Origin of the sequence: Halomonas sp. S3-1-1 (assembly GCF_023757625.1) — a bacterium.
In the GTDB taxonomy this organism is placed as follows: Bacteria; Pseudomonadota; Gammaproteobacteria; order Pseudomonadales; family Halomonadaceae; genus Vreelandella.
Genome location: NZ_JALGBZ010000002.1, coordinates 449,411 through 462,111 on the forward strand (window position 1 = coordinate 449,411; position 12,701 = coordinate 462,111).

The following is a 12,701-nucleotide window of genomic DNA, read 5'->3' on the forward strand; positions in this document are numbered from 1 at the left end:
CGACCAACAGCTTAGAGCAAATATCGCGCTTTATAACCTGCCGCGTTTCGGCCACTTTCAAAATAAGCCATGAAAGCCGGGGAGAGACCGTGACGAAAAGGGTCAGAAGGGCCGGGCCGAGGCGTCAGGCGTGAAATACTAGCCCACGCCGGTGACAAGAATCGTCATTGGGCACCCCACTGCGTCTCGGGCATTTTGCCGGTCTCCATCAGGCTGCGGCGCGGCCCCTCACCCGAGGCCATCATCCAGCTAGGATATTCCGGCGTCAGGGCGCTTGCCGCATTCAGGGCGGCCAGGTCGTCCTCGGAAAGCGCCACCTCGGCGGCCTTCAGGTTGTCCTCCAACTGATCGAGCCGTTTCAGGCCGAGGATCACGCTGGTGACGACCTTCTGGTGCAAGAGCCACGCCAGCGAGATGGCCGCGAGGGTGGTGTCATGCCGTGCAGCGATGCCGTCCATCACGTCCAGAAGCGGCGCGCCGCGCGCTTCGTTCACCGGGGGGAATGGAACGGTGGCGCGGCGGCCTTCATCACTGTTGCGATACTTGCCTGTCAGATAGCCCCCGGCGAGCGGACTGAAGACCATCAGGCCCAGGCCTTCGGCCTGCAAGAGCGGGGTAATCTCACGCTCCACGTCGCGCCCGGCCAGCGAATAGTAGCCCTGATAGCTCTGGAACCGCTCCAGTCCCAGACGTTTGGCATCACCAAGCGCCATGGCCAGCTGCCACGCGGCCCAGTTCGACACGCCGATATGACGGACGAAGCCCTGGCGGACAAGATCATCCAGGGTGCGCAGCGTTTCCTCGACCGGGGTGGCGGGGTCGAAGCCGTGCAGCTGGTAAAGGTCGATATAGTCGGTGCCGAGACGCTTCAGGCTGCCATGCACCTCGTTCAGGATATGCTGGCGCGAGGCACCGCCATCGTTCGGACCTTTGCCGGTGCCATGCTCGAACTTGGTCGACAGCACAACGTCCTTGCGCGCGATACCGAGCGAGGACAGGGCGCGACCCACGATCTCTTCCGACTGCCCGCCCGCATAGACGTTGGCCGTGTCGATGAAGTTGATGCCTGCATCAAAAGCACGGCGCAGGATCGCTTCGGCCTCGTCCTGCATGACGCCGCTGGCGGCAGCATAGGGGCCGCCGCTCTGACCAAAGGTCATGGTGCCCAGGCACATTTCGGAAACGAAGAGGCCGGTGCGGCCCAGAAGGTTGTAGCGCATGATAAGCTCCGGTTATGATCAAGCCACTCGATAATTTCGATACCTAATAGTATCGGAACTGAGCGGTATCGGAACCATGTAGTATCGGATTAAAAATGTCAATGACTAACAATGATCTTCCTGTTGCCGCGCGAGGACGCAAACGCGACCCCGAACGTGACGTCGCCATTCTGGAGGCGACGATCGACCTGCTGGCGGAGGTCGGCTATGACGGGCTGAGCACGGCAAAGGTGGCGGATCGCGCGCAGGCCGGGAAAGGCACGCTGTATCGCCGCTGGCCGACGAAAACCGATCTGGTACTGGACGCGGTCGCGCACATGAAGGCGCAACAGATCGACCTGGAAGCGCTGCCGGATACCGGCTCGTTACGGGGCGATCTTCTGGCGATGTTTCGGCCACAGGACGGCGCGAAGGTGGACCGGATATTGCGCGCCATGGCGGGTGTGGTATCGATGATCAGCCAGGTGCCGGGATTGGCAGACACGGGCGACTACTCGATTTTCGAGCCATGGATCACGGCGAATGCGGTGCTGATGGAGCGCGCCCAAGCGCGAGGTGAAATTCCGCCAACGGCAGATATTGCCCTCGCCGCCCAGATCATCCCCTCCATGGCGGCCTATCGAGCCCTGATTCTGAGGGTCGCGATTGATCGTGATCTGCTGGAGCGTCTGGTTGAGCAGGTGGTGCTGCCAGCCCTGGGCGAGAGCTCTTTTAATCCGTCGCCCTCGCAAGATGGAATGGGCCAGGACGGATAACGACAGATGCTGGAAAAGATTATCAGCGGCGGCCAGACCGGCGCCGACCGGGCGGCACTCGATGCTGCGCTCGACACGGGCTTTCCCATTGGCGGCGCCTGCCCGGTAGGGCGGGTGGCCGAAGATGGACCGCTTGACCCTATCTATACACTGACGGAAATCGGCGGCGGTTACCGTCAGCGCACCAAACGCAACGTGCAGGACGCCGACGGCACCGCCATTTTCTATAGCGCTTACCCGCGCGGCGGCACCGAGGCGACGGTGCTCTTCTGTATTCGCCAAGCTAAACCTTACAAACTGATCGATATCGACCTGGTAACGTATGAGACGGCAGCTACGCTGCTGGACGACTTCGTGCGCGAGTTCGATGTCCGAGTGCTGAACGTTGCCGGGCCCAGTGCCCATCATTGCCCCTCTATTTATGCGCCGGTGAACCGCTCGATTCGTCTTCTGTTAGGACGGCAGGTATAAAGAAGAAGGCGAATTGCGTTAAAGATTTCTGGTAAAAGGGACGTAGGGTGTTGCCTAAGCGGCTGGCCGAAACCAGATTAGGGATTTCTCAAGTGTCTGAAATAAAACAAGTGTCAGGCCGATGTCGTGTTCGTGACGTTGATTTGAAAGTAGCCCGGCCTGGATGATGAGGTCTGGAACAGCGGAAAGGGATTCAACAATGATCGTCAAGAAGCTCAGGTTACAACGAGGCTGGTCGCAGGATCAGCTGTCTCAACTCAGTGGGTTGAGCGTGAGAACCGTTCAGCGAATCGAGGGCGGGCAGAAGCCAGGCTTGGAGTCGCTTAAATCCTTGGCCGCTGTATTTGAAATCGACGTCTCGGACCTTGAAGGGGTGCCCGACATGAACAGCGAAATCCACATCACCAACGAAGAGAAAGCCGTGATCGAGAAGGTTAAAGCGATCAAGGATTTCTACGCTCACCTCATCTCCTACGTGCTCGTCATCACACTTCTGTTTGCTATCAATCTCATGAGCGGTTCGAGCTATATGTGGGCGTGGTGGCCGGCCATGGGGTGGGGCATCGGGATTATCAGCCACGGCCTGAGCGCCTTCGAGGTGCTAAACCTCTTCGGGCCAGAGTGGGAGAAAAAGCAGATCGAGAAGCGCTTGGGTCGCAAGCTTTGATATAGCGTCGAGCCCGAATCCGAACCAGCGGGCCCCGGCCGCACGCGGGTTCGATCAGTTAAGCGCTGAAGCCAGCGGCTCCCACACATGCTCGACGCCAATTGACACGGCCACGGCTGCCAGCAGTGCGGCCATGGCGAGGTTGAAGCCTTTCACCAGGCGCGGTTGCTGTATGCGCTGGCCGACCAGGCGGCCCAACAGCATGTAGCTGCCGGGGGCGCCGGCAGCAAGCAGCGAAAGCCCCACGGCCCAAACGACCAGGCTCACGCCGTCGATACCCGCCGCCGGGAACTGCAGCGTGACGATGGGCAACACCGCCACCATGGCCTTGGGATTCAAAAGCTGCATCGCCACCCCGTCACGGAAACTGAAAAGCCGCGTGGGCGCGTCATCGGTTTCGAGTTCTGCGCTGGCGCGGGCGATCTTCCAGGCGAGATAGAGAATATAGCCGCAGCCCAGCGCACTGAGCACCACAAGAATCTGGCCGTCGATCCACGCAGCACCGGCGAAGCCCAGTACCACCAGGTAGAACAGCATCGCGCTGCCCACGCCCAGGCAAAAGCCAATGGAATATTTGGCCCGGCCATTGATGCCCAGATTAAGGCCGAGCAGGTTCACGGGCCCGGGCGTGTACATGATGCCCAGCCCATACAGGATGATTCCCAGCATGGTAAAACCTCGGAGGGGGATTTAGCGTGAAATATCGCGCCGGTACTGGCTCGGCGTCACGGCGTAGATGCGCTTGAAGCGGCGATTGAAGTGGCTCGAATCGCTGAAGCCGTAGCGCAGCGCGACGTCGCTGGGCAAGGCGCCTTCAGTGAGGGCGGCCCGCGCCGCATTGATGCGGCAGTTGATCACGTACTGGTGCGGGGTAATGCCGTAGTGCTGGCGGAAAAGGCGCAGGAAATGGTACCGGGAGAGGTGCGCGGCGGCGCTGATCGCATCCAGGGAGATGTCCTGCTCCAGGTGGGCGTGAATGTACGCCTTGGCGCGCTCCAGCATCGCCTCCGGCCGGGTGGCGCGGGGCTTATCGACCACCGCGCCGCCGAGCTGCGCGGTACGCTCCGCGATACGGTAAAGCGCGTTCTCCTGGTCGATGCAGCTACCGATGCCCTGGGTGACCAAACGCGCCAGTTCCAGGATTGACGTGCGCAGTTTGGCGTCATGCATCAGCGTAGTGGGCGAGCGAAAGCCCGCGCCGCTCGGCCGGCCCAGCGCCTCGGCGAACAGCGGCGCCAACTGGTCCGGGTCGACGTACAGCATCAGGTAATCCAGCGTGTGCTCGCCGCCGGATTGGCCGTCGTGCACCTCCTCCGGGTTGAACACGATCACATTGCCCGGCGGGCTCTGGTGAAACTGCCCGCCGCTGAAGAAATCCTGCCGCCCGCCCAGGGTCACGCCAAAGGCGTACTCTTCGTGGGCGTGGCGGTCGTAGCTGAAATCTTCCATCGCCGCGTGCAGCACGGTCAAACTCGGCACGTGCTGGCTCTTGATGAATTCAAACCGGCTGGCGTTTCGCATACCGCGCTCCTCGTCTGTCACCCGGTAAGCTTAAGGCAGGTGACCCTTCGAATGCTTGTACAGAATTGCTCACATTCGGGTCGACAAGCTACAGCGCCATGACCATTTCGTGCCACGCCATGCCGCCGTGGTCGGAGTCAGAAGGCTTTACGTAGCGATACCCCATGCGCCGGTAGAGCTCGACGTGGCGCTCCTTGCACATCAGATGAATGGTCTGTTTGCCAAGCGCCTTCATGCGCTCGACAAAAGCGTGCATCAGTGTGGTGGCATAGCCCTTGCCTTGGTGGGCGGGGTCGATCACTACCGACATGATGACCACGTTGGGCGCGGCGGGGTCGTGGCCGACCAGCTCCTTGAACGCCTCGTCGGACATGACGACTTCATGCGCGCAGCCGCTGTTGATAAAGCCGATGACCTCGTCTTCCCGCGTCATGACCAGAAATCCTTCGGGGTAGCGCGCGATGCGCGTAGCGATCTTTTCCAGAGTGGCGCCTTCGTCGCCCTCATAGGCGGCGGCTTCGATGTCGTAGCAGCGCTGGGCATCGGCAGGGGTGGCGGCGCGCAGGGCGGGATGATTCATGGGGCAGGCTCCTCTCGTGATAAGTGGGGTGAAGGAAGCATAAAGAAAATCAGTGTCCTACGCTCGAGGCAATGAAACGAAAGCGATCAAAAATCAGCGCGACGCGCAATCGCCAGAAAGCCGGTTAGAGAGCCGGGTTCCAGGTGTCGGTGAATTTATCGACCGACTTATATTGTGTGAAGGTTGCCTAAAGCGATAGCGAGAGCTTAAATTAGATACTAAAATCAGGGCTTGAATTAGCCCTTTTTTTGGAGCTTTTGATCATGCATCAGGTATTGGCCCCACTGTCCGTCAGTATTTCTGAATTGAAGAAGAATCCTTCTTCGCTGCTGGCGCAGGCCGACGGCGCCGCTATTGCCGTGTTGAATCACAACAAGCCCGCTGCTTATTTGATCCCGGCCGATACCTTTGAGGCCATGATGGAAATGCTCGAGGATTACGAGCTTGCCAAGTTGGTAGAGCAGCGTCGAGGTGACAAGGATAAAGCGGTCACGGTCGAGTTGGATGACCTATAGGCTTCGATTCGTACCCGCTGCGTTAAAGGAGTGGGAGAAGCTGGGAGCGCCAGTCAAAAACCAGCTCAAAAAGAAGCTGGCGGAGAGACTTGAAAATCCTCGGGTACCGGCGGATAAGCTCAGCGGATACGAGGCCGTTTACAAGATCAAGCTGCGCTCGGCCGGGTATCGTTTGGTGTATGAAGTCATCGACGACGAGCTGTTTGTCTATGTATTGGCCGTAGGAAAACGCGACAGAGGAAAGGTGTACGCAACGCTCAAACAGCGTCGATAATGCCTACCTGAAACGCTTCATTTTTTGATCATATTCTTCGAGATGCTCCATGCACTACCGCCCCATGACCCTCGACGACTACGCCGCCGCCGTGGCGCTTTGGCAGCAAACGCCGGGCGTGCGCCTGCGCGACGCGGATTCCTTCGAGGGCATCACGCGTTATCTTGCGCGCAACCCGGGGTTGAGTATCGTGGCCGAGCAGGGCGAGGAGATCATCGGCACGATCATGGCGGGCCACGACGGCCACCGTGGGTTCATCCAGCACCTGGCGGTGGCCGCGCATCAGCGCAAGCAAGGCATTGGCAGCGCGCTGGTCAGCCGCTGCCTGGATGCCCTGCGCTCGGAGGGCATCGACAAGGCGCACCTGATGTTGCTGGTAGACAACGACGCCGGCAAACGCTTCTGGCAACGCTTGGGATGGCAGTTTCGTACCGATATCGAGCTTCACTCTTTCGTGTTGAGCGAGAGCCCCACCGCTTGAAACGCCCGGCCTAGCGACTCATCCATCCCAGAATGAGCGGCAGCGTGATGAGCGATACCAATAGCGACACGATGATCGCCAGCGACACCGTTTCCTGGTGGTAGTCGTATTTCTTCGCAAACACGTAGACCCCGGCGCCGATGGGCTGCGCCGCCATGACCACTGCCGCGGCGAGCCACAGCGCATGGTCGCGTCCCATTCCGAACAGATACACGCCGGCAAGCCAGGTAACGAGCGGCTGCAGCACGATCTTGAGCAGCAGCATGGGCGCGACGACCCCCAGCGCCTCGCGCGTCACGTGCTCTTGGACGTTCAACCGCGAGAGTCCTAGCCCCAGCGCGAAAAGTGCGGTGGGCCCCGCGGCGCTGCCCAGAAAGTCCGCGAACGTGGCCAGAAACGCGGGCACCGGCACCCCTAGAAGCACGAAAACGAGACCGGCGAGTACTGAGACGGTCAGCGGGTTGGTGAAGGTCGCCTTGAAGGCTTTCCAAAGACTCGCCGCCGCCGAGGGCCGGGCCGCTTGCGCGCGGCCAGCGAACAGATCCCAACTGATGATGACCGCCATGATGGCGGGAATGTTGTGCAGTATGGTCGCGATGGCGGCGGGCAGGGCGGCCTCCGGCCCCAAAGCGGAGATAAGGATAGGCACGCCCATGTAGCCGGTCGTGCCGTAGCAGGCGCCCATGCTCAGAATCGACGAGCGGGGCAGGCCAACGCCGCGGGCGCGGGCGATCAACCCGGCGAGCAGATAGATCACGACGATGCCCAGCAGCGAGGCGCCGATAAAGCCCCACTGCGCAAGCTCGGAAAGCTCGGCACGGGCGATGGCCAGAAAGAGCAGCGCCGGTAGTGCGACGAAGAGGACGTAGTCGTTGATCAGCTTGTCGGCATTGCCGCTTTCCGGTTTCACCTTGCCAAAGCCGTAGCCCAGCAAAATGACCATGAAGATGGGGACGACGATCATGAACATAGGGTTTTCTCTTGATGGATGGAGGCGTCGGGACAGCGCTTGGCGCGGGGAACCCGGCGACCCGATTCTTCCGTTACATCGGCTATTTGTTAAATGAATTATGGTCTGCTTATAATCGACAAAATCGATTGCGGAGTTGAGGCGGGGCTTGAATGGCAATGACGGAGCAGGATGAGCAGCGGCTGAGTGAACGCGGCATTACGCTGGAGCAGCTGCGCACCTTCGTGTGCATTGCCCAGGAAGGCGGCTTTGGGCGGGCAAGCGAGGTGCTGGCGCGCACGCAGTCAACGCTGAGTGCGGGGCTCAAGCGGCTGGAGGAGGACGTGGGGTGTCGGCTAATCGAGCGCCGCCAGGGCCACGTGATCGGCCTGACCGACGAGGGGCGACGGCTGCTGCCCGCCGCCCGAGACATTCTTCAGCGCACCAGCCGGGCGATCGGCGCGCTGAAAACGCCTTCACTGGAAGGCCGCATCGCACTCGGTGTGCCGGACGACTTCGCCATCCACAACCTGCACCGGGTGATTTCGCTCTGTCTGGCCGAAAACCCGGGGCTGCGCGTTGAGGTGACGGCGGCCTCGTCCAGCGTGCTGTCGCACATGATGGATGAGCAGCGCTTGGACGTGGTAATTCTCAAGGGCATCGCCGGTCAGCCGGTGGTGTCGAGCGCCGAGCGCGTCATTCAGGTGGAGCCGCTTTACTGGGTGAGCGCCGGGGCGGCGCATTTCGACGAGATGGGAGAGGTGCCGCTGGCAACGTTCATGGAGGGCTGCGTGATTCGCCAAAGCGCGGTGGCCGCCCTTAACGCGGTGGGGCGGCCACACTATTTTGCCTACGTCAGCGGCTCTTTCGATAACGTCAAAAAGGCGGTGGCGAGCGGGCTGGGCGTGGGCATTCTGCCCCAAAGCGCGCTGACAGACGAGCTGGTCGTGCTCGATGAAGGCAACGGCGTGCCGACGCTGCCCGCCATCCAGCTGGTGCTTAGCGCCTCGAGCTCCCGTGCGCTGTGCGAGCGCTTTGCCGGCTATCTCGGCCGCGCGCTTGGCGAGTAGCCGCGCTGCAAAGCAAAGCGGCCCCACTCTGGGAAATACACTCTTCCACCAAGGATCAACCATGCATTTATGGCGAGTGATACTGTTCTTTTCTGCGTGCTTTACTTTAGTGTCTCCAACAGTAGCTGATGACTGGGCGGCTCCTGAAAATCCGGATGTACTTGAGGTTCTAAATGAGGCTCGTTTAGATGCAATGGCCGGTCGGTATGAAGAGGCATTAGAAAAACATATCTGGTTTTATGATAAGGCGACGCTGATAGATGAAAGTGTGTCAGCAGTACGCCGATCCTCTGCTCTTGCCGACTGGGTAAGGCTGGGACAAGAATATCAGCCGGCGTTAGAAAAGCTTTGCCAGACAAGAGACGAGCTTTTAACCAAAATAATGGATGGAGCGTATGATTCAGATAGCTTTCATGACCTGGTGGCCATGAATCAAATACTCGATGAAGATTCGCTAACCATAGAGGCCTTTAAATATCTTGATTCAACAAATCCGGAAGCAGCACGCAGAGCCTTTAACTTTGCAGATGCCGCACTGATTAAAGAGGAGGAGTATGCTCTGTATGGGGAATACGTATCTCCCCAACGTGACTTTCTACTCATGAAAAATAGCTATGAACACAGCATGCTGAACGCGGAAGATCCTGATTTTTCTGCTTCCAGAACTGAATTTTCAATTAATTCATTTCGCAATAAAGCAGCTACGCTGGTGGCAATGCTCGCAGTTAATGGTCGCGTTTCTGAAGCCGAAGACATTATGTCTCAGGCGAAAGAAGTACTTGAGGACCCCTCATTCCATGCAGAACTTGAGGCCGCATCAAATGGAAACGTTCCTGATCCTTGGCCTTGAGCAACTCTTGCCGAACGGTTTGGCCACACCCCTCGGTGTAACGTCGTATCCAGGGCTCAGAGTTGCTCCCAGCGGCTAGCGCCTAAATTGATAGTGACGTCTGGACGCGCTAAAGCCCCTGCGCCCCCCGGCGCAGCCAGCCGTGCACGAACGCGAGTTTCTCGAGCGTGACTTCGGTCAGCATGAAGGGGTAGACATCGGACAGCCCCATCGCGCGGTTGACGTGGTTTACCCCGGCGATCAGGGCCGTGGCGATATGAATCAGCCGCTCGGCGTCCGGCTCGGCGTAGGCGTCCCACTTGTGATCGCGGGGCAGCTCCGGTGAATCCATGCCGGAGGAGACGAAGCTGTCGGTGATGTCGGTCAGGTGCAGAATGTGCGAGACGGTTTCTGCCCAATCTTCATGAGGGTGGGCCGAGGCGTAGGTCGAGACGAAATTCGTGCGCCAGTTCTCCGGCGGGCCTTCGTTGTAGTGGTGCTGGAGCGCCTCGCCGTAGTCGGCGCGCTCGTCGCCGAACATGTCGCGAAACGCTTTTAGAAAGTCTTCGCGCAGGCTCAACCGCCACCACAGCATGTGGGCGATCTCGTGGCGCATGTGGCCGATCATGGTGCGGTAGGGTTCGTCCAGCGCCTCGCGCCGGGTGGTGACCAGCACCGGGTCGGCCTCGGCGATACTGATCGTCACTACGCCATCCACATGTCCCATCATCACCGGTTTTTTGCCTTCCGCCAGCAGGTGGAACACCGGCGGCGCGCCCGGGTCTTCCGGGCGAAACCAGTTCCAGCGGCCCAGGTTGTCGATCACCCAGCGCTTGGCGGCTTCGGTTTGTGCCCAGTTGGCGGTGGCGTTAGGAATGCTCGGGTCGGGTGCGACGGCGGTCATCGCGCAGGCGCGGCAAAGCTGACCTTTTTGCGGCGCGATCCAGTTGCAGCCGATCACCTCGCGATTGGCGCAAAACGGCGGCATGGGGATGAACGCGCGGGCTTGCGGATCGTAGGCGACCGGCACGCCGTCCGCCGTGGTCAGGTTGTCGAACCACAAGGAGCCGGCACCGACCGGATTGGAGAAAACGCGCATGGGCAGGGCACTCAAAAGGCAGAAGCCTTGAGTCTAGGTAGTGATCGACCAGGGCGTCCAATAAAGAATGCGCCCGCGCCCGCCGTTTTGTCAGCCTGGCGCAGCCCCGCTAAGATAACGCTTTCATTCCCGGTCGATGACCGCCACTGGACGCGCGCCCATGAACGAACTCACGCCGCTGATCGACACGCTCTACCGCCAGGCCAAACAGGGCGAGTGGCCGCGCGTGCTCGACCAGTGGCAGGCGTTTCCAGTGCTGGCCCGGCGCTGCAGCCGTTATCGAAAGGCGGGATCGAACTGGGGATTTCTGCATCAGGCCGCTTATTTCGGCCGGGAAGACGCCAGCCGCGAACTGATCCCCCTCGGCGCGTGTCTCGAAGCGCGCACCCAGGAGGGCGAAACGCCCGACGCGATCGCAACCCGGCGCGGCCATACGGCGCTTGGCGAGTGGCTGGCCCAAGCCGCACCCAAGGCGGGCGGCCACTGGAAAGCCCCAACTGATCCTGACATTTACCCCGCCAGCGGCCACTGGCACCCCTGCCACGCACGGCGTGCAAAACAAGGCCTGCTGGTTGGCTACGGTGACAGCATCGTCGCCATCGATGCCGGGCAGCGCTACTTCGTCGATGCGTTCGAGCGCGTGCTGGTGGGTTGGCACGGCACTTTTGATCCGCCGATGGACATGGGCGGCTGGCCGCTGGTCAACGAAGACACTCATTAGGGTCTGTCTAAAAAGTCGACGAGCGAAGGCAAGACAAGGCAAAAATTGGCGAAGAAGCGGAGTTTACGTTAAGTAAATGAGCATTCTGAGCCAATTTTTAACGCCGTATTGTCGAGCGCAGACACTTTTCAGACAGAGCCTAACAGGATGCCCATGCCGACGACTGATACCCTGCAAGACGCCCCGTGCTTCACCGCCCCCGCCGGCGAGATCATCGGCTGGACTGACCGCGGCGCGATTCGCGCCACCGGCATCCGCTACGCAAGCGTTGAACGCTTCTGCCCGCCGGTGGACGAGCCGCCTTCGAGCGCGCCCATTCACGCCACCGAATGGTCGCCCGCCGCGCCGCAGAATATCGTGCCGGAGCTCAACCACGCCCTGGGCGTGAGTGCGGGGGAGTTCGTCGTTAGTGAAGAGGCGCTGCACCTGTCCGTAACGCTGCCGGAAAGCCCCTCCAGCACGCCGCGCCCGGTCATGGTGTGGATCCACGGCGGCTCCTACGTGTTCGGCACGGCGGATCTGCCGGTGTTCGATACCCGCCCGCTGGCACTTGAAAACGATGTGATCGTGGTGGGAGTGAACTACCGGCTGGGGCTTCTAGGGTTTATCGGCGGGGAAGGACGCCCGGCGAACCTGGGGCTGCTCGATCTGATCTCGGCGCTGCGCTGGATTAACGCCAACATCGAAGCCTTCGGCGGCGATCCGGACAACGTGACGCTGTTCGGCCACTCCGCCGGGGGCGACGCCGCGGCGCACCTGATGATTGCCGAAGGCGCCGAAGGCCTTTTCCAGCGTGCCATCATCCAGAGCGCGCCGCTCGGCATCAGCCGGGGACGGGCGAAAATGAACGCCAAAATGTTCCAGCAGGCCGCCGCGGCCACCGATGACATGCCGCTGGGCGAGGTGCTCGCCCTGCAAACGAAGGTCGTCAAGACCGCCCAGGGCTTTGGGCTTAAATCCGCCATGCCGTTTTCGACCCAGTACGGCCACTACCCGCTGCCGAAGGAGAAGCAGGCGCCCGCCGCCTGGCAGCGCGCAGCGGCGAATATCGATGTGTTCATCGGCACCACCTGTGAAGAAACCGCGCTGTTTCTGGTCATGTCGCCGGGGCTGACGCGCCTGCGCCACATGCCGTTTCTGGGCGCGCCGCTCACCGGCGCCATGGTCGCTGCCACTACGCGCAAGGTGTACCGGTATGACGCCCACGCCTTTGCCCGCCGCCACGCCAAAGCCGGTGGCCGTGCCTTCGTTTACCGGTTCGACTGGAACAAGGGCCGCGCGCCCTATGGCGCCGCCCACACGCTGGAGCTTCCGCTGCTGTTGGGCGAGCCGCAGAGCTGGCGCGATGCGGATATCATCAAGGGCGTGGCGGAGGATGAGCTTCACGCGTGCGGCCAGCGCCTGCGCACGCTCTGGGCGAATTTTGCTAGAAGCGGCCAGCTGCCGGAGAAGGGCGAGCTGGAGCCTAAGCTACTGGCGTGGTGGAAGGCGCAGTAATGGCGCTGTTGTTGAGGCGCTGGCGTTGATCGAGTTTGATGAACCTACGCAC

The 12,701-nt window shown here is 60.8% G+C and carries 16 protein-coding genes; 10 read left to right on the forward strand and 6 right to left on the reverse strand.

Annotated features, from left to right (window positions below):
• Positions 1 to 164: 164 nt before the first annotated feature.
• Positions 165 to 1,220, reverse strand: coding sequence for an aldo/keto reductase (locus MQW23_RS07145; RefSeq protein WP_252107173.1), 1,056 nt, complete (start codon positions 1,218 to 1,220; stop codon positions 165 to 167).
• A 101-nt stretch (positions 1,221 to 1,321) separates the two neighbouring features.
• Between MQW23_RS07145 and MQW23_RS07150 the strand changes: the two genes are divergently transcribed.
• From MQW23_RS07150 to MQW23_RS07160, 3 genes are all read left to right on the forward strand, one after another.
• Positions 1,322 to 1,975, forward strand: coding sequence for a TetR/AcrR family transcriptional regulator (locus tag MQW23_RS07150; protein ID WP_252107174.1), 654 nt, complete (start codon positions 1,322 to 1,324; stop codon positions 1,973 to 1,975).
• Between the two features lie 6 nt (positions 1,976 to 1,981).
• On the forward strand, positions 1,982 to 2,446 hold the full coding sequence (locus MQW23_RS07155; protein WP_252107175.1) for a YpsA SLOG family protein: 465 nt from the start codon (positions 1,982 to 1,984) through the stop codon (positions 2,444 to 2,446).
• Between the two features lie 199 nt (positions 2,447 to 2,645).
• Complete coding sequence (locus MQW23_RS07160) at positions 2,646 to 3,113, forward strand: 2TM domain-containing protein (protein WP_252107176.1); 468 nt, start codon at positions 2,646 to 2,648, stop codon at positions 3,111 to 3,113.
• 54 nt (positions 3,114 to 3,167) lie between these two features.
• Here MQW23_RS07160 and MQW23_RS07165 read toward each other — a convergent pair whose 3' ends face one another.
• The 3 genes from MQW23_RS07165 to MQW23_RS07175 all read right to left on the reverse strand — a co-directional run bounded on the left by MQW23_RS07165 (position 3,168) and on the right by MQW23_RS07175 (position 5,214).
• Positions 3,168 to 3,782 (reverse strand): LysE family translocator, encoded by a 615-nt coding sequence (locus tag MQW23_RS07165; RefSeq protein WP_252107177.1) that lies wholly within the window; start codon positions 3,780 to 3,782, stop codon positions 3,168 to 3,170.
• Between the two features lie 21 nt (positions 3,783 to 3,803).
• Entirely contained in the window at positions 3,804 to 4,634 is an 831-nt protein-coding gene (locus MQW23_RS07170; protein WP_252107178.1) for a helix-turn-helix transcriptional regulator, read from the reverse strand.
• Positions 4,635 to 4,722: 88 nt separating this feature from the next.
• Complete coding sequence (locus MQW23_RS07175) at positions 4,723 to 5,214, reverse strand: GNAT family N-acetyltransferase (RefSeq protein ID WP_252107179.1); 492 nt, start codon at positions 5,212 to 5,214, stop codon at positions 4,723 to 4,725.
• 263 nt (positions 5,215 to 5,477) lie between these two features.
• Here MQW23_RS07175 and MQW23_RS07180 point away from each other — a divergent pair, with 263 nt between their 5' ends.
• Genes MQW23_RS07180 through MQW23_RS07190 form a run of 3 tightly spaced genes read left to right on the forward strand, consistent with a single transcriptional unit; the run spans position 5,478 to position 6,484 of the window.
• Positions 5,478 to 5,729, forward strand: a complete 252-nt coding sequence (locus tag MQW23_RS07180; protein ID WP_252107180.1) for a type II toxin-antitoxin system Phd/YefM family antitoxin — start codon at positions 5,478 to 5,480, stop codon at positions 5,727 to 5,729.
• Positions 5,719 to 6,003, forward strand: a complete 285-nt coding sequence (locus MQW23_RS07185; protein WP_252107181.1) for a type II toxin-antitoxin system RelE family toxin — start codon at positions 5,719 to 5,721, stop codon at positions 6,001 to 6,003. Before MQW23_RS07180 ends, MQW23_RS07185 begins: the two co-directional genes overlap by 11 nt.
• A gap of 49 nt (positions 6,004 to 6,052) precedes the next feature.
• Positions 6,053 to 6,484 carry a GNAT family N-acetyltransferase gene (locus MQW23_RS07190; RefSeq protein ID WP_252107182.1) on the forward strand — a complete coding sequence of 144 codons (432 nt, stop codon included), beginning with the start codon at positions 6,053 to 6,055 and terminating at the stop codon, positions 6,482 to 6,484.
• Positions 6,485 to 6,494: 10 nt separating this feature from the next.
• On the opposite strand, the gene MQW23_RS07195 is transcribed toward MQW23_RS07190, so the two are convergent.
• The gene (locus MQW23_RS07195; protein ID WP_252107183.1) at positions 6,495 to 7,454 is read right to left on the reverse strand and encodes an AEC family transporter; all 960 of its coding nucleotides are present in this window, start codon (positions 7,452 to 7,454) and stop codon (positions 6,495 to 6,497) included.
• Positions 7,455 to 7,606: 152 nt separating this feature from the next.
• On the opposite strand from MQW23_RS07195, the gene MQW23_RS07200 reads away from it, so the two are divergent.
• Positions 7,607 to 8,503 (forward strand): LysR family transcriptional regulator, encoded by an 897-nt coding sequence (locus tag MQW23_RS07200; RefSeq protein ID WP_252107184.1) that lies wholly within the window; start codon positions 7,607 to 7,609, stop codon positions 8,501 to 8,503.
• Between the two features lie 61 nt (positions 8,504 to 8,564).
• The gene (locus MQW23_RS07205; RefSeq protein ID WP_252107185.1) at positions 8,565 to 9,353 is read left to right on the forward strand and encodes a hypothetical protein; all 789 of its coding nucleotides are present in this window, start codon (positions 8,565 to 8,567) and stop codon (positions 9,351 to 9,353) included.
• Between the two features lie 109 nt (positions 9,354 to 9,462).
• On the opposite strand, the gene MQW23_RS07210 is transcribed toward MQW23_RS07205, so the two are convergent.
• On the reverse strand, positions 9,463 to 10,431 hold the full coding sequence (locus tag MQW23_RS07210) for a zinc-binding metallopeptidase family protein (protein ID WP_252107665.1): 969 nt from the start codon (positions 10,429 to 10,431) through the stop codon (positions 9,463 to 9,465).
• Between the two features lie 160 nt (positions 10,432 to 10,591).
• On the opposite strand from MQW23_RS07210, the gene MQW23_RS07215 reads away from it, so the two are divergent.
• Both MQW23_RS07215 and MQW23_RS07220 read left to right on the forward strand, forming a co-directional pair.
• Positions 10,592 to 11,152, forward strand: coding sequence for an ankyrin repeat domain-containing protein (locus MQW23_RS07215; protein ID WP_252107186.1), 561 nt, complete (start codon positions 10,592 to 10,594; stop codon positions 11,150 to 11,152).
• 153 nt (positions 11,153 to 11,305) lie between these two features.
• Positions 11,306 to 12,649 (forward strand): carboxylesterase family protein, encoded by a 1,344-nt coding sequence (locus MQW23_RS07220; RefSeq protein ID WP_252107187.1) that lies wholly within the window; start codon positions 11,306 to 11,308, stop codon positions 12,647 to 12,649.
• Positions 12,650 to 12,701: the final 52 nt, after the last annotated feature.

Bases quoted from the DNA above. Each gene is read 5' to 3' on its own strand.
- MQW23_RS07190 (WP_252107182.1), top strand. From the start codon at position 6,053: ATGCACTACCGCCCCATGACCCTCGACGACTACGCCGCCGCCGTGGCG.
- MQW23_RS07210 (WP_252107665.1), bottom strand. From the start codon at position 10,431: ATGCGCGTTTTCTCCAATCCGGTCGGTGCCGGCTCCTTGTGGTTCGAC.
- MQW23_RS07200 (WP_252107184.1), top strand. From the start codon at position 7,607: ATGGCAATGACGGAGCAGGATGAGCAGCGGCTGAGTGAACGCGGCATT.
- MQW23_RS07220 (WP_252107187.1), top strand. From the start codon at position 11,306: ATGCCGACGACTGATACCCTGCAAGACGCCCCGTGCTTCACCGCCCCC.
- MQW23_RS07145 (WP_252107173.1), bottom strand. From the start codon at position 1,220: ATGCGCTACAACCTTCTGGGCCGCACCGGCCTCTTCGTTTCCGAAATG.
- MQW23_RS07165 (WP_252107177.1), bottom strand. From the start codon at position 3,782: ATGCTGGGAATCATCCTGTATGGGCTGGGCATCATGTACACGCCCGGG.
- MQW23_RS07175 (WP_252107179.1), bottom strand. From the start codon at position 5,214: ATGAATCATCCCGCCCTGCGCGCCGCCACCCCTGCCGATGCCCAGCGC.
- MQW23_RS07195 (WP_252107183.1), bottom strand. From the start codon at position 7,454: ATGTTCATGATCGTCGTCCCCATCTTCATGGTCATTTTGCTGGGCTAC.
- MQW23_RS07185 (WP_252107181.1), top strand. From the start codon at position 5,719: ATGACCTATAGGCTTCGATTCGTACCCGCTGCGTTAAAGGAGTGGGAG.
- MQW23_RS07205 (WP_252107185.1), top strand. From the start codon at position 8,565: ATGCATTTATGGCGAGTGATACTGTTCTTTTCTGCGTGCTTTACTTTA.
- MQW23_RS07170 (WP_252107178.1), bottom strand. From the start codon at position 4,634: ATGCGAAACGCCAGCCGGTTTGAATTCATCAAGAGCCAGCACGTGCCG.
- MQW23_RS07215 (WP_252107186.1), top strand. From the start codon at position 10,592: ATGAACGAACTCACGCCGCTGATCGACACGCTCTACCGCCAGGCCAAA.
- MQW23_RS07150 (WP_252107174.1), top strand. From the start codon at position 1,322: ATGACTAACAATGATCTTCCTGTTGCCGCGCGAGGACGCAAACGCGAC.
- MQW23_RS07155 (WP_252107175.1), top strand. From the start codon at position 1,982: ATGCTGGAAAAGATTATCAGCGGCGGCCAGACCGGCGCCGACCGGGCG.
- MQW23_RS07180 (WP_252107180.1), top strand. From the start codon at position 5,478: ATGCATCAGGTATTGGCCCCACTGTCCGTCAGTATTTCTGAATTGAAG.
- MQW23_RS07160 (WP_252107176.1), top strand. From the start codon at position 2,646: ATGATCGTCAAGAAGCTCAGGTTACAACGAGGCTGGTCGCAGGATCAG.